Source organism: Nonomuraea sp. NPDC005983 (assembly GCF_040614375.1).
Classification (GTDB): Bacteria; Actinomycetota; Actinomycetes; order Streptosporangiales; family Streptosporangiaceae; genus Nonomuraea.
Genome location: NZ_JBEXUP010000040.1, coordinates 34,935 through 52,535, shown reverse-complemented (window position 1 = coordinate 52,535; position 17,601 = coordinate 34,935). Strand labels below are relative to the sequence as shown.

Here is a 17,601-nt window from a genome sequence, read left to right as displayed (position 1 = left end):
GCTCTGGCTGGTGTGGCACGTTCCAAGGAGGTGCGGATGAAGCCGTTCGCGAGGGCCCGAGGGCGGCGGGTGCCGCGACAGCGCGACGGGCACGGCGACAGGCACCGTGACCGAGACCGAGACCGTGACCGAGACCGTGCCTCCGGCGGGAAGCGGGCTCCACGGCATCGCGGGCGGCGCAGGAAACCGGTCGGGCGGCGCCCGGCGCTGACCGTGACGGCGACCGTGGCCGGTGTGCTGGCCGTCGTGGGCGGCGTCGCCGTGCTGCGCGCGTCCGACCAGGGTGCGGTGTCCGCCGGACGTGCGGGCCAGAGCGTCCGGACCGGTGCCGCCTTCGACGCGCAGGCCGGCACAGCGCCCGGCGACCTCGCCGGAACGCCGGCCGCCTCCGGGGGTTCGGCGGCGGCGCGGGCGCACCAGGCTCTGGCGAGTTCAGGAGCGACGCGGGCCCCGGCGGGTGGTCCGGCCGCGCAGGCTCAGGGGAGCTCCCCGGCTGAGGCGACGTCCGGGGTCGCGCAGGCCGAGACCAGCGAGGTCGCGCAGGTGGGCGGTGACGCAGACTCCGGCAAGGAGGCCGGAGGGCCGTCGGTGCACACCGACCAGAAGGCGGCCGAGTACTTCAAGACCCACTGGGGCGACGACAGGGCGGCCAAGCGCCTAAAGGACATCCGCACCGTAGGCGGATATTTGCGCATCTACACAGACTTGCCGGAGTCCGCGCACAACTCGTCCCAGGCCATCACCCTGTGCAAGCGCGGCCTGGAGTACCTGAAAGAGGCCGGAGTGGCCAGCCCGGTGGTGTTCGTCCAGGCCAAGTACGGCGAGAACGGCAACCCGGTCCTCGCCAACATCCTCGGCCCCTCCGACACCAGCTGCCGGGTCACCCACCCGGAACCGGACTAGAGCACCCTGACCCTGGTCTTGTTGCACACATCGCATCGCTGGGTCACGACGCGCCCGATTGCCTCGATCGTCACCCACCGATGACGAAGATGGACAAGGCTCACAACAAGCCCCTACCCGCGCCGCATCACCAGTACGCGCTGTCGCTACTCGCTCACTGCTTGGCTTCGAGTCTCAAGGAGACCGAGTTGATGCAGTAACGGTCGTCAGTGGGGGTCGCATAGCCCTCGCCGTGGAAGATGTGCCCCAGGTGCGAGTCGCACCGTGCGCACCGCACCTCCGTCCGCACCATCCCGTGGCTGCGGTCTTCGATCAGCCGCACGGCGTCGGACTCGGACGGCTCGAAGAAGCTCGGCCACCCGCAGTGTGACTCGAACTTGGCGTCAGATCTGAACAGCTCGGCCCCGCACGCCCGGCACGAGTACACGCCCTCCGTCTTGGTGTCGACGTACTCCCCGGTGAACGGGCGCTCCGTGCCCGCCTCCCGCAGCACGTGGAACTCCTCCGGAGAGAGCTGCACCCGCCATTCGGCGTCGGTCTTGACCACCTTGTCCATGCGTCCAGAGTACGAGATGCGGCAAAAAGAGATCTCCGCAGGGTGAAGCATCCATCTTGGGGTGATTCTGCGTCTTTGTAGGCAAGGGGGTGTCATCGCCTCCTGCCAAAGGGGTGAGATCACTCGCCTGATCGCCGGAACGGCACAGCCCACGCCCGTGCTGGCGCCGTCGGTGATCGCCAGGCCGGCCGGGTGGCGCGCCAGCGCCCGGAGCGGCGACGGTGTGCGGGTGGTCTTTGAGACCCGCCCTGTTGAGCGCCCGGTCCCGCCACCGTGGCAGCTCCGGGGCGGGTCCGCCTCGGCCCTGCGGATACTCGTTGCGATTCTTGTGCGGGTTCTGTCACAGGCGACGGGTAAGTTCGGGGGCATGGCTTCGCCGTACATTGAGCTCCAGGTGGGCGAGAGGACCGTCAAGGTCACCAACCCTGACAAGGTCTACTTTCCAGCGATCGGCGCCACCAAGCGCGAACTGGTCGAGTACTACGTGAGCGTCGGCGACGGCGCGCTGCGCGCGCTCAAAGACCGTCCGACCAACCTCAAACGCCACCCCGACGGGGTGCAGACCGAGGCGATCTACCAGAAGCGGATGCCGCCCAAGCACCCCGACTGGCTGAAGACCGTGACCGTCACCTTTCCCAGCGGGCGCAAGGCCGACTCGCTGCGGGTCACCGAGGTGGCGGCCATCGCGTACTGCGCCAACCTGGGCACGATCGACTTCCACCCCTGGCAGGTGCGCGCGTCCGGCGTCGAACACCCCGACGAGCTGCGCATCGACATCGACCCGCAGCCTGGCATCGGGTTCGACGCGGCGCGGCGGGCGGCGTTCCTGACCCGCGAGGTCCTCGGCGAGCTCGGCATCACCGGCTTCGTCAAGACGTCGGGCAACAGGGGCGTGCACATCGCCGTGCGCATCGAGCCGCGCTGGGATTTCATCCAGGTGCGGCACGCGGGCATCGCGCTCGCCAGAGAGGTGGAGAGCCGCGCGCCCGACCTCGTGACCACCGCCTGGTGGAAGGAGGAGCGGGGGGAGCGGGTCTTCATCGACTACAACCAGAACGCCCGCGACCGGACCGTGGTCAGCGCCTACTCGGTCAGGGCCCAGCCGCACGCCCCCGTCTCCACCCCGATCACCTGGGGCGAACTCGCCGACGTCGACCCGTCCGACTTCGACATCCGCACCGTGCCCGCCAGGTTCGCGAAACTCGGCGACGTGCACGCCGCCATCGACGATCGGGCGTTCTCGATCGAGACCCTGCTCGACTGGTACGACAAGGACGACCGCGGCGACCTCCCGTACCCGCCCAACTACCCGAAGATGCCGGGCGAGCCGATGAGGGTTCAACCCAGTAAGGCCAGGGTTGCGAAAGAGGAGAACAGGCCAAGTTAGGCTGGCGATCCGGGTATCCGGATAACCTGGCCCCACTGCATGCGGAGCGCCTTGACGATCTCGCGAAGTCGTTTCTCTCGCGATCTCCGGGCGGCGGATTAGGCGGACCGGACGATCGCGTACGTCGCGCGCGTACGTGATGAGCGCACCGACTGAAACACCCGTGACCAGGTCCGCGGCGTCGAGCGCCAGGCGCTTGTCGGCTGTGCCGACGTGCTGGCTTGAGCGGACCGACCGCATACCAGCCTGGTGCCCGCTGTCAGCGTGTCATGCAACGGGAGGCATTCTTTCGTGTGCGGAGAGTAGCCATTCGAGGGGTGGGTGGGAGTCGCGTTAGGTCCGGCTTTTCGTCCCGTTAATTGATGGCGAATAGCGCAACGGCGGCATCGACGCGGGTTTGCGCTGCATTTACCCGTAATGACGGCACCGTCGACGGCCTGGCACGCCGTGTCAAGTCTCATCCAACCCCGGCGATATTCGCCGATTTATGGAAGAAGCGGTGCTAGCGTCCGTTTTGTACGAAAGTCGCGGATGAGGAGGGGGCCATGGTCACTCCGCACGCCTCAGCCGGTTTCTCGACGTGGGGTTGCGGCCGCCGCCGCTGCGGATTCCGCCGATGGGGCGGTTGTGGATTCCGCCGCCGCCGGTTCTTCTGGTGGTAGAAAGGTCGAACGAGAGCCGATGGGTCACCCGTCGGCTCTCGTTCTCTGACCATGGAGACCGGCCGGCGCCGTCCTGCTGGACGGCCTGGACAACCGCGGGTCAGGCTCGAACACCGGCCACCCGTGACGGCGTGAGCAGGTAGCGGGCCCGACATTCCCTTCGGGTGAGAGCCCGCCTTCCTGCGGTTTCAGTCCGGCGAGAGCTGTACGTGTACACGCCGTGTCATGCGGTGCTGCCGATGAGGGCGAGGCGTCCGTCCACTGCGTGGATCGCTGAGGAGGCGGCGCAGAACTCCGGGAAGGTTCCACGAAGACGCCTGGCGAGCCCGTGCGGGCCCAGCCCTCAGAGGCGAGAAGTGAGCCCAGGGAGAATGGCGCAAGCTGGTCCGATTGGAGGGTAGACTTACTGATGCGACGCGGGATGGAGCAGTTCGGTAGCTCGTCGGGCTCATAACCCGAAGGTCGGGGGTTCAAATCCCCCTCCCGCCACGAAGCGCCGTTCTTGAAACGGCTGGGCTGAAGTTGACGGGGTCCCGTCTGATCTTGATGGTCAGGCGGGACCTCGTCTTTTCGACGGTCGCGAGCCGGCTGATGAGGAGGCTTTCGTCAGGCCTGACCCTCGCACGGAGCGTGGCCGAGGCGCACCATGCCCGCCTCATCGTCCAGGCCCGTGACAGAGGCGGACTCGTCGTCGAGGTCCGTTCCGGGCCGCGCCGCAGAACCGATGACGTTCGGCGTGGAGCGCGGCTGCCGTGCCGAGCATCGGACCGCGTCCATTCTGACCATTCACCACCGCGCCCGTTCGGCAGGCTTGATCGGCGCGATGCTCGCACTCGATGCGAGATCGACGGCCATCAGCCAGAAGGCTTGGTGGGGGTCCGCTGCTCGGATCAGGCCATGTGGTGCGGCTGGCCGTGCGGTACCGCGCCCCCTGGCTCGCCGCCGACCGCCGGTCAGATCATCAGGCCACCGGAGACACGCAGGTTCTGACCCGTGATCCATTGCGAGTCGGGCCCGGCCAGGAAGGCAACGACGTTGGCAATGTCCTCCGGGCGTCCCAGCCGTTGCAGTGGCGTCATGGCGACAACGTGCTCGATGGCCTGCTCCAGATTCTCCCCGGCTGCGGCGCGCATCATGTCTGTGTCGGTGGCACCAGGGGACACGCTGTTGACCGTGATGCCCCTGGGACCGAACTCGCGGGCGGCGACCGCGGTGATCGACTCCAGCGCCGCCTTGCTGGCGAAGTACAAGGCCAGACCCGGCACCGCACCGGCAGAGGAGATGTTGACGATCCGCCCACCCTCGCCGAGCCTTTCGGCAGCGGCTTGGATAACGAAGAACGGCCCCTTGGTGTTGACGGTCATCACCTCGTCGAAGTCGCTCTCAGAGGCGTCGCAGATGTTCCCCATCGGATTGATCGCCGCGTTGTTGACCACTACGTCCAAACCGGCCAGGCTCCGGTCGACCTCAGCGAAGAGGTACTCCAGGTCCTCCAGGCGCCCCTGGTCCGCTCGTACCGCGATCGCCTGCCCGCCGAAGGCCGCCACCTCAGCCACCACGTCCTCAGCGGCCGCCTGGTCGCGCTTGAAGCTGAACATCACTGCCGCGCCCTCACGAGCCAGCCGCACCACGATCGCGCGCCCGATCCCCCGTGACCCGCCGGTCACCAATGCCGTCTTCTTCTCCAACGTTCCCATGCCAACTCCTTGCCATCGGGCGCTCCCCTGATGGGAGCGCCTCACAGCAGAGTCGTGACAACAGTGTCGGTCTCGACATCCGCGCCGAAGAAAATCCAGGAAAGGGGGCGGCGGCGTCGGGCCCTGCCGCAACCGAGGGCGACTGGGGCATCGGTCGCGACAGGAAGACTCTTCTCTCGAAGGGTGTCCCCAGCCGCAGCGGCTAGGAGACGGCTTCCAGCGGTAGGTCGTTGCCGCGCCAGGTAGCCGCCAACTCCTGAACCGGCACGTTGAGTGCCTCGCCGAGGCAGACGATCGTGCCGAATCCGGGGGACGGCAGTCGTCCGGTCTCGATCTTGCGCAGGGTTTCCGGCGAGATGCCGGCCGCGTGTGCGACCTCCGCTAGGTCGCGTCCTGCTCGCGCGTGGCGCAGCAGGGCGCCGAGACGTCTGCCGGCTTCGATCTGCTCAGGTGTGAGTGGTTGGCGGACCATGATCCCAGGATAGGGCTGGTATTTCTATACCGGCAAGTGTTAGGGTTCCGGTATAACTATACCAACACCCTGTGATGCGAGGTACTCGTGATTGAACTGAAGACGCCTGCGGAGATCCAGCGCATGCACGTGGCCGGGCGTTTCGTCGCCGAGGTGCTCTCCGAGGTCGGCCGACTCGCCGACGTAGGTGTCAACCTCCTGGACCTGGAGCGCCACGTGCGCGGCATGATCAAACGGCGCGGGGCGGAGTCGTGCTACTGGGACTACGCGCCGTCCTTCGGACGCGGCCCGTTCCGCAACGTCATCTGCCTGTCGGTCAACGACGCCGTCCTGCACGGCCTACCCCACGACTACACACTGCGCGACGGGGACGTGCTCAGCGCGGACCTCGCAGTCAGTATCGACGGCTGGGTGGCCGACTCGGCGCGCACGGTCGTCGTCGGCACCGCTGCCGAGGAGGACCTGCGGATCATCCGGGCCACCGAGGAAGCGTTGGAGGCGGCGATCGAGGTGGCACGTCCGGGTAACCGCCTGGGTGACATCTCGGCGGCCATCTGGGCGGTGGCCCACGACTACGGCTATCCGGTCAACACCGAGTTCGGTGGCCACGGCATTGGCCGCACCATGCACGAGGGGCCCCACGTTTCGAACATGGGCCGGGCAGGGCGCGGCCTGAAGCTCCGGCCGGGGCTGACCCTCGCGCTCGAACCCTGGTTCGCGCGTACGACCGATCGGATCGTTTACGACGCCGACGGCTGGACCATCCGGTCGGCCGACGGCTCGCGCACGGCCCACTCCGAGCACACGGTCGCCATCACCGAGGACGCCCCCTTGGTGCTCACCCGGCGTGAGGCGGAAGGCCCCGTAACGCGGGCTGATTCCGCCGGTCGGCTCTCCATAAAGGGCGCCTAAGTCGCCCTGTCCAACCGATGCCGGCCCGTATCGAACGGTGCTGGCAGCAACATCCGCTCGCGCCGCTGACCTGTAGTTCGCCCGGTGCGTGAGACGAAAAGGGGCGGCTGCCTGCGGTTCCCAACCTGTCAGGGGCGGTGTCGGCGACGCGTGAACCAGAACCGGTTCGGCTTGCCGAGATCAACCTCAGGTAGCCTCACCACTAGATCAACTTTACCCCTCCAGACGGGGCAAGCCCGTTGCCGTCAATGTGTGAAGGTGACACCGATGCTGGACTACGGCCTTGACATGTCCGGTGTAGAGCGCGACCTTGCTCTGTCGGACTTGGTGGCTGAAGGGGATGAGCTTGACGCCCTGGTATCAGCGCAGGCCGACTGGTCGAAGCCTACGCCGGCAGCGGGGTGGACGATCGCCCACCAGATCGCTCATCTTGCTTCAGCTGACGCGAACGTCCTCATCGCTGTACGGACCCCGGATGCGTTCGACGCTGTGCTGAAGCAGGCGGAGGCCGCAGGCAGCCGATACGCTGACCTCGACGCTGCCGCGGGAGCAGCCAAACCGCGATCGGTACTGCTGGAACAATGGCGCGCTGGTCGAACCGCGGTGGCGGCGGAGCTGCGTGACCTTCCACTGGACCATGGGTTTCCGTGGTACGGCTCGCAGCTGACCGCAGCGCTCATGGTGCCGCTTCGACTGATGGAAACGTGGGCTCACGGGCAGGACGTTCTCGACACGCTGGGTGTCTCACGCCGTCCGACGGGTCGGCTCCAGCATGTGGCCTCGTTGGGAGTGGTAGGACGAGAGCTGTCGTTCTATGCGGCCCAATTGCCTGCTCCGGCAGAGCCGTTCCGTGTCGAGCTGACTGGTCCCGACGGCCAAGCCTGGGTATGGGGCCCAGAAGATGCCAGGCAACGGGTTCAGGGCAGTGCCCTCGACTTCTGCCTTCGAGTCACCCAACGCAGGTCCCGAGCCCAGACTGACCTCACGGCAGTCGGCGAGGACGCGCAGAAGTGGCTTGACATCGCTCGCGTTTTCCTCTGAAGAGGCAAGTAGCGATCAGCCGAACGAGCTCTTCAACAACACCTTCTACGTCTCCCTGAGCCACTGATCAGACCCTGAAGGTCATGGCCTGCGGAGACAGCTGCGCCCCCGCCGGGTGTATATGACAAATGTCATGCCCGCGTCGTGCGAACCGCACCGGAACTGGTGATCCGTGGCACTGCCCCGCGCAGCCGCGTTCAAAGAGGCTGAAGTCATGAGTCAGAACCACTCTTTCACCACGCCCGCCGCGTCGGTCTCGCATAGCGCCGGCTCCGCAGCGCAGCTGCGTCGCCGTGGCCCTCGTCCCGTCCCGCCGGGCGTCGAATACCACCGCGTGCTGCAGAGCGACAAGCGGCGCATCGGCCGCGGCATCCTGGCGATCGTGCTGATGCTCGTCGGCCTGTTCGGCTTCGGCGGCATCATCGGCTACGTCGGTGGCCAGATCGACCTGCACGTGTTGGGCCGGCACAACGTCATCGCCGGCGGTACTGAGTTCACGCCGATCATGCAGCTCGGCAACGCCCTCTCGATCGCGATCCTCATCCCGTGGAGCATGCTCGTCCAGCGTTGGCTGTACGGCGTGAAAGGCGCCTCGCTGAGCTCCGTCGCCTCGACGCTGCGCCCCGCGATCATCGGCCGCGCCGTGATGATCGTGTTCCCCGTCTGGGCGGTGTACATGGCGATCTTCACGGCCGTCTCGCCCTACCAGCTGGCCGACTGGGCTATCTCCGACCTGATTCTGCTATTCGTGATCACCGTCCTCGTTACGCCGTACCAGGCGGCCGGCGAGGAGTACGGCCTCCGTGGCCTGGTGTTCCGCGTCGCTGCGAGCTGGGGCCGCGGACCGCGCACCTCGCTCGTGCTGGGCATCACCGTTTCGGCGATCGTGTTCGCCGTGATCCACGTCTCCACCGACCCGTGGCTGAACGCCTACTATCTTGCGCTCGCCGTCGGCTGGGCCCTCATCACCTGGCGCACCGGGGGCCTGGAAACCGCGATCGTGATGCATGCCGCGAACAACACGCTCGCATTCCTCCTGTCCCTGACGATGCACACCGACCCGGTCTCCGGCGGCGACCGCTCGGCAGGCGTCGGCTCGGCCATCTTCCTGCTGCCGATCGTGCTGATGGCGATCTTCAGCGCGGTGATCTGGATCCGCACCCGCAAGACCGGCCCGGCGCGCACCCCCGCGCTAGAGCAGTCCGGGTTCGCGTCCTAGGAGGCACAAGCAGAATGAGGGTTGTAGGCGATTGGCCCGTGGTCAGCGCACGAAGGTTCGAAGCCTTCATGCGCTTGTCGACGTATGCGGTGATCGTGACTCCGATCGTCACGCTGGTCGGCGGCTTCACCGGCTCCGATCTGCTCGCCGGTGGGCATGTCGTCGCGTTCATCACGCACACACCTGCGGAAGTGAGCGCTGCGATGCGGGTCTTGCCCGGCGCGACGTTCATGCGGCCCCACTGAGCCGCCTTGTTCGGCCGCCAGGGGGCTGAGGGCGGGTCTACCGGGGCGCGGGCTCGGTGTCAGTCGTCGATCGCCTGGTAGAGCGCGGTCCAGAAGTCGTGGATCAGCCGCGCCGAGTTCGGGACGGACATCCCGACCTGGGTGAGCAGGACTCCGGTGAGCTGCTTGTCCGGGTCGGCGTAGGTCGAGGTGCCGCTTCCGCCGTCCCAGCCGAACTGGCCGATGGAGGCGTAGTCGCCGCGGTAGGTGCGCACCGCCATCCCGAAGCCCCAGCCGCCGTGCTGCCCCTGGCCGAATGACACATGGACGTTGTCGGTGGCCATGGCGTTGCGGACGGCGTTCTGCTCGGGCGTCAGGCGGTTGGTGGTCATCAGCTCGACGGCGGGCCGGGACAGGATCCGTTCGCTCCCGTGCACCCCGCCATTCAGCAGCATCCGGAAGTAGGCGTGGTAGTCATCGACGGTGGAGACCAGCCCGCCACCGCCGCCCTGGAACGCCGGAGGCCGGCTCCACCGTCCCCCCTCGGCCTCGTCCCACACGAGGAACTCTCCGCTCTGCGGGTCGGGGGCGTAGAGGGTCGGCAGCCGGTCGATCTTGTCGGCGGGCACGTGGAAACCGGTGTCCTTCATCCCCAGCGGATCGAAGATGCGCTCACGCAGGAACGTCTCGAACGACTGGCCGGTGACCCTGGCCACCAGCACGCCGAGCAGGTCGTGGCTGATGTGGTACTGCCAGCGCTCTCCGGGCTGGTGCATCAGCGGAAGCGCGCCCAGGCGGCGCATCCACTCATCCGGCTCGGGCATCGGCTCCGGCAGATCGGGCGTGAGCTCCTGCTCGAAGATCGCGCCCATGATCGGGGTGCCCAGCGACGTCATATCCATGCCGAGCCCGAACGTGGAGGTCAGCAGGTCCCGTACGGTGATCGGCCGCCGCGCCGGCACGGTGTCGTCCAGCGGGCCGTCGATCCGCTTCAGCACCCGCCGGTCGGCGAGTTCCGGCAGCCACGGCTCCACCAGGTCATCCAGCCGCAACCTGCACTCATCAAGCAGGACCATCGCCGCCGCCATCGCAACCGGCTTGGACGTCGAGGCCATCCGGAAGATCGTGTCCCGGCGCATCGGCGCGCCACCGTCATGGCGCATCGTCCCGATCGCCTCGACGTGCGTCTCACCGCCCCGGCCGACCAGAGCGACCAGCCCGGGAATCTTCCCGGACTCGACATGCCCTGCCAGCACCTCACGCAGTCTGCGCAGCCCCGCTTCGGAGAAGCCGCTGTTGCTTGTTCCCATCATGAATCTCCTTGCGCACAGTGTTCGATCTTGCGAGACCCGTCCCGGCGTGACGCTCATGATCTCGGCGAGCTGGAGCTCGGTCACGGGACTCCCTCTGCGGCGCCACCGGCACCAACAAACGTTCGGAAATCTCTGAACGTCTGCGACGGTACATTGCATTCACAAATCGGTCAACAGGCAACGATGGTGCATCTAGCCTGCTAGATTCCGCTTACTGAACTGGCATTGCAATGAATATGATGCTGAACGCAATGGGTGATCGAGATGAGAATTGCAATGGGCTGCGGGTGAATGCATACTGTCCAGCGGAGTGTGCCGGGGCGCCGAGCTTCGCGCACGTCGACAGATAGGAGCCACGGACCGATGCCCGGAGGCAGGCTCACCAATGAGGACCGTCAGCACATCGCCGCGTGGCTGGCCGAGGGGCTCGGATACGCAGAGATCGGCCGGCGTCTAGGGCGGCCCGCCTCGACCATCATGCGGGAGGTCACCCGGAACGGCGGACCCGACGATTACGGGGCGGACCAGGCGCACGAGGCCACCCGGCATCGTGCGCGCCGGCACAAGCAGGCTCAGCCTCCGGCGCCGCCGATCCCCGACAGCGGCCATGGGCGTGATCCCCAAGCGGTGCAGGATTTCACGGAGTCCTTCACCGCTCTCCTCGTCCAGCAGGGGCTGCCCCGGATGGAGGCCAGGGTGCTGGCCTGCCTGCACATCACTGACTCCGGCACTCTCACCGCCGCTGACCTGGTCCAGCGGCTTCGCGTCAGCCCGGCGTCGGTCTCGCACGCCGTCGCCTTCCTCGAACAGCAGGGAATGCTCAGGCGGGAACGGGCTCCCGGCGCGCGGCGCGAACGCTATGTCATGGACGATCAGATCTGGCTCCGGTCTCTCCTTGCATCTCTGCAGATGAACGAGGCCCTGGCGGCCGCATCGCAGCGCGGAGCCGAGATTCTCGGGGCCGCAACCCCGGCGGGCGCCCGCTTCGAGTCCTCCGCCGAATTCCTTCGCCTCGTGAGCGAGGCCCATCGACAGGTCATGGAGCAGTATCGGCAGGGCATGGCCGCCCGGAGCGCCCAGCACCCGGACACGCCGACCACGGGACGAGCTCGCGTACCGGACCGAGAGGACGAGCGGGCAGCCGGCGGCTGATCGGCAACGCGTCAGAAGGCTCCCGTCAGAGCGGCATGGGGATGCGCTCGAAGAACCAGTACAGGCTGACTCCCACGATGGGGACCGACAGCGCGACCACCGCCCAGCGGGCCGCGGACGTCCGGCGCACCAGCACCAGCAGCGGGAAGAGCACGGCGATGATCATCAGCTGTGTCACCTCGATGCCGAGGTTGAAGCTCAGGAGCGACAGGAGCAGCTCCCACGACCCGCTCTCGTCGATGTCCAGCGCGCCCGCGAAGCCCAGGCCGTGGATCAGGCCGAAGGCGAAGACGATCGGCAGCCGCCACTTGCCCAACCTGTCCTCGTCGCGGCCCAGGAGGTTGGCGAGCGCCACGACGATGATCGACGCTGCGATGACCGGCTCGACGATCTCTCCCGGAACGTCCACGACCCCCATCGCCGCCAGCAGGAACGTGATGCTGTGGGCGGCCGTGAAGGCGGAGGCCGTGATGACGACGTCGCGGAGCCGGCGCGCGCCGATGAGCAGCGCGAGCAGGAAGAGGACATGGTCGAGGCCGAAGGCCAGGTGCTCGGCGCCGAGCAGGAAGAACTCCCAGACCTGACGCGACGCCGGGCGCTCGCCGACCCGCAGCGTCGGGCTCTCGGCGTTCAGGAGCGCCGAGCCCTTCTCGCCGTCGAGGTCGTACCCGACCATCGTCTTCGTGCTGTGGACGAAGCTTTCGGCGTCGGGGAACAGCGCGCTCGAGATCGCGTGCACGCCCCCGCTCCCGCCCTGGCAGGTGTAGGTGAGGGTGAGCACCGCGTAGGCGGCCTTGCCGCGGGGGCGCACGTCCGCGTCGCCGACCGTCGCGGGTGAGCACGGCTTGTCGTCGTACGCCACGGCGAAGCGGCGCGTGACGTAGTCGGTCACGGCGTCGCGGTTGATGGTGAGCTGGCGCAGCTGCTCGGTCCGCTCCTTCGCCTCGTACGCCTCCGCGTAGAGCCAGGCCGACTTCATGAGCAGGTCGTACTCCAGGTCGAGCACGACCTTGACGTTCGCGCCCGTGCCGGTCACCTCGGCGTGCGCGGTCGTGGTCGCGTCGTGCGCCGCCGCCGGAGTGGGATGGAAAAGGTCGGCCAGCACGCTTCCGAGGAGGACGGCGAGGACGACGGCGGACAGCCAGCGCCTGCGGGGCATGTGTCTTGTCTCCAGGTCGAGGGGTGAACGCCGCCCCGGACCAGGTCCGGGGCGGCGGGAATCGGCTAGCGGTTGAACCAGTGGTACATGGGCGAGTCAGCTCCCCACTTGCCAGGGCGGCCGTGCTCGTCCTTGGTCACGAAGACGCTCGGCTCGGAGGCGGTCACGCCGCCACCGGTGGAGCGTGCCGTGACGAACCAGGCGTAGGCCGTGTCGTCCTTGAGGCGGTCCCAGGTGACCGAGGCGACCTGACCCGACGTGACCGTGCTCTTGCCGATGGTGCGGGTGGGCTTGTAGAGCGCCAGCGAGTCGGTCTGGAAGCTGGTCGTGCGGGAGGTGAGGTCGACCGGCAGCACCATGTTGTCCTCGCGCCCGTCGTAGCGGCGCAGCGGGTCGAACTCGCCGGCGCCGAAGTCGTTGAGCAGCGGGGAGTAGGTGTCCACGGTCAGCTCCGCCCGTTCGACGTTGAACTGCAGCATCCGGAAGAAGCTCGCGCCGAACTGGAGCTGGTCCTGCGGGTTGTACCCGCCGATCTGGGTGAGCCCGAGCCGGTCCGCCGACACCGTGTAGAACTGGTAGTCGGCCAGGAGCTCGACCACGCCGTTGCCGACCTGGCCGACCTTCGGCTTCACGTTGGTGCCCACGCCGTGCTCGTGGCCGGCGAGGATGAGGAAGACGTTCGGGTTCTTCTCGACCACCGTCTTGTACAGCATCGACCCGTCAGGTGCGGAGAATCCGGTGCCGCGCCCGTCGGGGTTGGTGCTCGGCACGAGGTAGTCGTGCGAGAGCAGGATGCCGTTGCGGTCGGAGAACTTCTTGAAGATGGAGTCGGCCCATTCGGCCTCCTCCCTCGTCACGCCGTACGACAGGCCGACCACGACGAAGTCCAGCCCGCCCGCGGAGAACAGGTCGTAGTGGTTCTGGTTGTCGCCCTCCTTCCACGGACCGCCGTACTTGCCGTGCTGCCAGCCCTGCGACGCCCCCTGGTACCGGTCGGGACCGTAGTACTTGTTGTAGATCGCGCCCGGACCGTCCTCGGTGCCCGACTGGTTGTCGTGGTTGCCGGCGATCACGCCGTTCGGGATGTTCGCCTCGTCCAGCACGCGCTGCTGCTTCGACGACACCTCGAACTCGCCGACGACCTGCCGCTGCGTGGCCTCGTCGGCGGGCTTGCGGATGTTGTTCTCGATGATGTCGCCGGTGTGCGCGACGTACGAGATCTTGCGCTGGTCCTTGTTCTCCTTGATCCAGTTGACGATGCCGGAGTAGGCGGACTCCCACACCGCGCGCTCCTGCGGGGTTTCCTGCTCCACCGCGCCCTCGGAGATGTACTGGGTGTCGGTGAAGTGGACCATCGAGAAGTCGTAGGTGGCGGGGTCGGCGAAGCCGTTCGGGTCACCCGGCTCGATGTCGTCGGCGAACGGGTCCTCTCCGGTCACCATGACGTGGACCTGCTGCTTGTCGACGTAGCCCTGGTCGACGACGGCCGTGAGGGTGGTCTTGCCCTCGGCGGCGCCGCGGGCGCTCGTCAGGAGGTCCCACGCCTTGGCCTTCGTGTTCCACACCCGCAGCGACACCAGCCGCTCGGGGTCGATGACGCCCTCCCAGCGCAGCACGGGGGAGTCCACGTGGCCCTGCACCTGGACGTCGTACCGCTGGTAGGTGACGTCCTTGCCGGAGGGGGCGTCGAGCGTCTTGCCGTCGGTGGGCTCGAGCCCTTCGGCCTTGACGTGCGTCTCGCCCGGGACCCGCAGGGTCGTGGGCACGGACGGGGCCGTTCCCTGGAACACCTGGTTCGGGGTGAGGATCTCGGCCGCGGAGAACGTCGCCGTCACCTGGCCGCCGTCGGGTTCGGCCACCTTCGCCGAGAGCGTGACGGGGTCCGAGACGTCGACGGCCCCCAACGCCGGGGTCAGCTCGGCGGGGACGTCCGGGATGCCCGCGGACTCGAACACGATCTCCCGGGTCGCGGTGTTGCCGAGCCCGTCGGCGCCGGTCACGGCCAGGGTGTGCTTACCGGCGTGCAGGCCCGGGCCCACCTGGGCGCCCAGTTCGATCGGCCGGCCGTCCAACTTGACGTCCGGCCCGGACACGACGCCGGAGGCGTCCTCGAGCTTGACGTCCAGCACGACCGAGGCGGTGATCTTCTCGTCCGCGACCGGGACGCTCGCGGCGACCTTCGGCGCCGAGTTGTCGGTGATGAGGACGCGGGTGGCGACCTCGCCCGTGGCCGACGTCGCGGCGATGGTGTGCTTGCCGTCCTTGATGGCCGTGGTGTCGAGGTCCGCTCGCAGGCCACGGGCGGGACCGTCGACCAGGAACTCGAGGTCGATCTCGGTCAGCGGGTTCACGTTGTCGCCGCAGTTGCCGTCGCCCATGCTGTACGAGGCCTTGAGCATCTGGCCGGCCGCCGTGCCCTGCGCGGGCGTCAGGGCGATGTTGGAGATCGTGAAGTCGTCGTGGTTCTTGCCGCACGACGTCGGGAAGGTGCCGGCCACGAAGTCGATCGTGTTCCAGCCGGGCACGAGGAACTCGTTCGGGATGGTGAGGTCCACGCGCTTGCTCACGAAGTCGCCGTCGAGCACGACCTTCTGGCCGTTGACGAGCACGAAGTTCTGGTAGCGCGCCTCGATCGAGTTGCTGCCCACGTTGAAGCTGAGGGTCGCGTTGCCCGAGCCGAGCGTCTCCATGACGTGCCTCGCCGGGCCGTCGATCGTGTAGCGCAGCTCGACCTCGCGCAGGAGGGTCTGGCTGCTGCCACAGTCGCCGTCGCCCAGCTCGTACGACGGCTTGATGTCCTGGCTCGTCACGGTGGCGCCGTCGAGGGCGAGGGCGAGGTTCGCGATCGTGAAGTCGTCGCGGTTGTTGCCGCAGGACTCCTTGTAGTCCCCGGTGACGACCTTGATCGTGTTGTTGCCGGGCACCAGGAACCGGGCCGGAACCGCGATGGTCACGCGCCGGCTCACCCAGGTGCCGCCCAGGTCGATGCGCTTACCGTTGACGAGCAGGAAGTTGTCGTACTTGTCGTCGATCGAGTCCGCGCCCACGTCGAAGCTGAACATCGCGGCGCCGTTGCCGAGCGTGGCCTTCGTGGCCGGTTTGTCGCCGTCCACGGTGAGGGACTTGACGCCGCCCTCGCCCACGGCCGGGACCGTCGCGAAGACCGGCTTGGTGCCTGCCACGAGCGTGCCGTCCGTCGGCTGCAGCCGCGGCGCCCCGGCCGGGCTGTTGTTCACCGTCACGGTGTTCTTGACGGTGACCCCGGCCGCGGTCGTGGCGGTGATGGCGTGCTCGCCGTTGGCGAGCGTCGTGGTGTCGACGTCAGCGGTGAGGCCCGTGGTGCCCTGCGGGTCGCCCTGGATGAAGAACTTGAGCGTGGCGCGCTTGAGCAGCGTGGTGTTCGTGCCGCAGCTGCCGTCGCCGAAGGAGAAGGTGTAGGGATTGTCCTCGCCGTCCGCGACCTCACCGAGCAGCTCGAGGCCCACGTCGGACAGGACGAAGTCGTCGTGGTTGAGGCCGCATGACGACTGGATCGTACCGACGACGATCTCGACGGTGTTCTCTCCCTTGACCAGGTGCTCGTTCGGGATCTCCATGGTCGCCCGCTCGTTCACATGGTCGCCGATGTCGCTCCGGTACGCCCCGTTGACCAGGATGTAGCTGTGGTACTGCGCCTCGGTCGGGTTCGAGCCGACGTCGAACCTGAGCTTGGAGACGCCCACCGTCCGGGTGGCGTTGAGCGTGGTGTCGTCGATGGCGAGTTTCGTGACGCTGTCACCGGCCGCGGTCGGGACCGCCGCGACCTTCGCCTTGCCCTCGAGGAAAGAACCGCTGGCGGGGGTGAGTGACGGAGGGCTCTGGGAACTGGTCGGCGTCGCGGTGGGCCGTCCCCGATCCTGGGCCGCCGGGGTGGGGTCGGCGTGCGCCGCGGTTACCAGGCCGGTCGCGAGCAACACCGCGACCGCGGCTGCCGCGGCGAGACGCCCTCGGCTCCGTAAGCCGCTCAGTGGTGTTCGTGCTGCCATTGGCTGCATCAGATGCAGTCCCTTCTCTTACGCGCATAAGCAGCCCATAAAGCGGCATGCTCTCGGGTGGACACCCTGGAGCGCGCAAGTGAACGGAGTCCATGCAGAGGCTGAAGTGAGCAGAAACTGTGATCTCATTCTGGTCATCTGTCACGACACAGGAACAAGCAGTCACACGTCGACCAATAGGCATGTACTGGAACATTGGCGGCGGAAGCGGCGGCCCTCGGCGGGGGTGACCAGGTGAGCGTGCGGCGTTGGGCGAGTCTCAGGCGGTGGCGTGCTGCCTTCATGGCTGCTCTCATAGGGGCATTGATCACGAAGTGGCGGACAACAGGCAGGAGCTGACTCCATGCGGACGCGACAGGGCGCGCGGATCGTGTTGCTGGACCCCGACGAGCGGATCCTGATGATCCAGCACCGGTACGACGGCGCCATCGTCGTCCCCGGCTCTCCCGTGCAGGAGCTGTTCTGGATACCGCCAGGCGGCGGCGTCGAGGACGGCGAGGACTTCCGCGAGGCCGCCCGCCGGGAGCTGTTCGAGGAGACCGGCCTGACCGACGTCGACTGGGGCCCCTGCCTGTGGACGCGCGACGCGGACGTCCTGTGGAACGGCGAGCCCATGCACGTGCACGAGCGGTACTTCCTGGCACGGGCGCGCGGCGACAGGGCGGTCAGCCGCTCCCACCTGGAACCCGGCGAACAGGACGGGATCACTGCGCACCGGTGGTGGTCACTGGCCGAACTGACGGCGGTCGAGGACGCCCGGACCCTGCGGCCTCCGGGGCTGCCCGGCCTGCTCGCCGACGTGCTGACCGCGAACGGCCACCTATCAGGCGAGCCACGCGCCCTGCTCGGGTAGGCGACGTCATCTCCCGC

At 67.7% G+C, this 17,601-nt stretch carries 14 protein-coding genes and 1 tRNA gene; 9 read left to right on the top strand and 6 right to left on the bottom strand.

Translation table 11 applies throughout. The features are described 5' to 3' along the window. The first annotated feature begins 36 nt into the window (after positions 1–36). Positions 37–903: a hypothetical protein gene (locus tag ABZ297_RS19480; protein WP_355347626.1), complete on the top strand. Its 867-nt coding sequence runs from the start codon at positions 37–39 to the stop codon at positions 901–903. A 154-nt stretch (positions 904–1,057) separates the two neighbouring features. Here ABZ297_RS19480 and msrB read toward each other — a convergent pair whose 3' ends face one another. Further along, a complete protein-coding gene (gene msrB, locus ABZ297_RS19475; protein WP_355347623.1) occupies positions 1,058–1,459 on the bottom strand; it encodes a peptide-methionine (R)-S-oxide reductase MsrB in 402 nt (133 codons plus the stop codon). 367 nt (positions 1,460–1,826) lie between these two features. On the opposite strand from msrB, the gene ligD reads away from it, so the two are divergent. Together ligD and ABZ297_RS19465 are read left to right on the top strand one after the other, a co-directional pair. Then, positions 1,827–2,846 (top strand): non-homologous end-joining DNA ligase, encoded by a 1,020-nt coding sequence (ligD, locus tag ABZ297_RS19470; RefSeq protein WP_355347620.1) that lies wholly within the window; start codon positions 1,827–1,829, stop codon positions 2,844–2,846. Positions 2,847–3,923: 1,077 nt separating this feature from the next. Further along, positions 3,924–3,997 (top strand) — tRNA-Met (locus ABZ297_RS19465). A gap of 464 nt (positions 3,998–4,461) precedes the next feature. Here the strand turns inward: ABZ297_RS19465 and ABZ297_RS19460 are convergent. Next, entirely contained in the window at positions 4,462–5,196 is a 735-nt protein-coding gene (locus ABZ297_RS19460; protein ID WP_355347617.1) for a glucose 1-dehydrogenase, read from the bottom strand. Positions 5,197–5,407: 211 nt separating this feature from the next. Continuing rightward, positions 5,408–5,677, bottom strand: a complete 270-nt coding sequence (locus ABZ297_RS19455) for a helix-turn-helix transcriptional regulator (RefSeq protein ID WP_306872794.1) — start codon at positions 5,675–5,677, stop codon at positions 5,408–5,410. An 87-nt stretch (positions 5,678–5,764) separates the two neighbouring features. Between ABZ297_RS19455 and map the strand changes: the two genes are divergently transcribed. The 4 genes from map to ABZ297_RS19435 all read left to right on the top strand — a co-directional run bounded on the left by map (position 5,765) and on the right by ABZ297_RS19435 (position 9,094). Beyond that, positions 5,765–6,589 carry a type I methionyl aminopeptidase gene (gene map / locus ABZ297_RS19450; RefSeq protein WP_355347613.1) on the top strand — a complete coding sequence of 275 codons (825 nt, stop codon included), beginning with the start codon at positions 5,765–5,767 and terminating at the stop codon, positions 6,587–6,589. Between the two features lie 267 nt (positions 6,590–6,856). After that, entirely contained in the window at positions 6,857–7,630 is a 774-nt protein-coding gene (locus tag ABZ297_RS19445) for a TIGR03084 family metal-binding protein (RefSeq protein WP_355347610.1), read from the top strand. Positions 7,631–7,802: 172 nt separating this feature from the next. Then, positions 7,803–8,849 (top strand): CPBP family intramembrane glutamic endopeptidase, encoded by a 1,047-nt coding sequence (locus tag ABZ297_RS19440; RefSeq protein WP_355347607.1) that lies wholly within the window; start codon positions 7,803–7,805, stop codon positions 8,847–8,849. Positions 8,850–8,917: 68 nt separating this feature from the next. Beyond that, a complete protein-coding gene (locus tag ABZ297_RS19435; protein ID WP_355347604.1) occupies positions 8,918–9,094 on the top strand; it encodes a hypothetical protein in 177 nt (58 codons plus the stop codon). A 59-nt stretch (positions 9,095–9,153) separates the two neighbouring features. Here the strand turns inward: ABZ297_RS19435 and ABZ297_RS19430 are convergent, their stop codons facing one another. Further along, positions 9,154–10,383, bottom strand: coding sequence for a serine hydrolase domain-containing protein (locus ABZ297_RS19430; protein ID WP_355347661.1), 1,230 nt, complete (start codon positions 10,381–10,383; stop codon positions 9,154–9,156). Positions 10,384–10,749: 366 nt separating this feature from the next. Between ABZ297_RS19430 and ABZ297_RS19425 the strand changes: the two genes are divergently transcribed. Next, positions 10,750–11,538, top strand: coding sequence for a helix-turn-helix domain-containing protein (locus tag ABZ297_RS19425; RefSeq protein ID WP_355347601.1), 789 nt, complete (start codon positions 10,750–10,752; stop codon positions 11,536–11,538). A gap of 25 nt (positions 11,539–11,563) precedes the next feature. Here the strand turns inward: ABZ297_RS19425 and ABZ297_RS19420 are convergent, their stop codons facing one another. Both ABZ297_RS19420 and ABZ297_RS19415 read right to left on the bottom strand, forming a co-directional pair. Beyond that, the gene (locus ABZ297_RS19420; protein ID WP_355347599.1) at positions 11,564–12,697 is read right to left on the bottom strand and encodes a HupE/UreJ family protein; all 1,134 of its coding nucleotides are present in this window, start codon (positions 12,695–12,697) and stop codon (positions 11,564–11,566) included. 65 nt (positions 12,698–12,762) lie between these two features. Beyond that, complete coding sequence (locus ABZ297_RS19415; protein ID WP_355347596.1) at positions 12,763–16,653, bottom strand: metallophosphoesterase; 3,891 nt, start codon at positions 16,651–16,653, stop codon at positions 12,763–12,765. Positions 16,654–17,074: 421 nt separating this feature from the next. On the opposite strand from ABZ297_RS19415, the gene ABZ297_RS19410 reads away from it, so the two are divergent. Beyond that, positions 17,075–17,584 carry an NUDIX domain-containing protein gene (locus tag ABZ297_RS19410; RefSeq protein ID WP_355347594.1) on the top strand — a complete coding sequence of 170 codons (510 nt, stop codon included), beginning with the start codon at positions 17,075–17,077 and terminating at the stop codon, positions 17,582–17,584. Positions 17,585–17,601: the final 17 nt, after the last annotated feature.

Bases quoted from the DNA above. Each gene is read 5' to 3' on its own strand.
- ABZ297_RS19480 (WP_355347626.1), top strand. From the start codon at position 37: ATGAAGCCGTTCGCGAGGGCCCGAGGGCGGCGGGTGCCGCGACAGCGC.
- msrB (WP_355347623.1), bottom strand. From the start codon at position 1,459: ATGGACAAGGTGGTCAAGACCGACGCCGAATGGCGGGTGCAGCTCTCT.
- ligD (WP_355347620.1), top strand. From the start codon at position 1,827: ATGGCTTCGCCGTACATTGAGCTCCAGGTGGGCGAGAGGACCGTCAAG.
- ABZ297_RS19455 (WP_306872794.1), bottom strand. From the start codon at position 5,677: ATGGTCCGCCAACCACTCACACCTGAGCAGATCGAAGCCGGCAGACGT.
- ABZ297_RS19445 (WP_355347610.1), top strand. From the start codon at position 6,857: ATGCTGGACTACGGCCTTGACATGTCCGGTGTAGAGCGCGACCTTGCT.
- ABZ297_RS19435 (WP_355347604.1), top strand. From the start codon at position 8,918: ATGCGCTTGTCGACGTATGCGGTGATCGTGACTCCGATCGTCACGCTG.
- ABZ297_RS19430 (WP_355347661.1), bottom strand. From the start codon at position 10,383: ATGGGAACAAGCAACAGCGGCTTCTCCGAAGCGGGGCTGCGCAGACTG.
- ABZ297_RS19425 (WP_355347601.1), top strand. From the start codon at position 10,750: ATGCCCGGAGGCAGGCTCACCAATGAGGACCGTCAGCACATCGCCGCG.
- ABZ297_RS19420 (WP_355347599.1), bottom strand. From the start codon at position 12,697: ATGCCCCGCAGGCGCTGGCTGTCCGCCGTCGTCCTCGCCGTCCTCCTC.
- ABZ297_RS19410 (WP_355347594.1), top strand. From the start codon at position 17,075: ATGCGGACGCGACAGGGCGCGCGGATCGTGTTGCTGGACCCCGACGAG.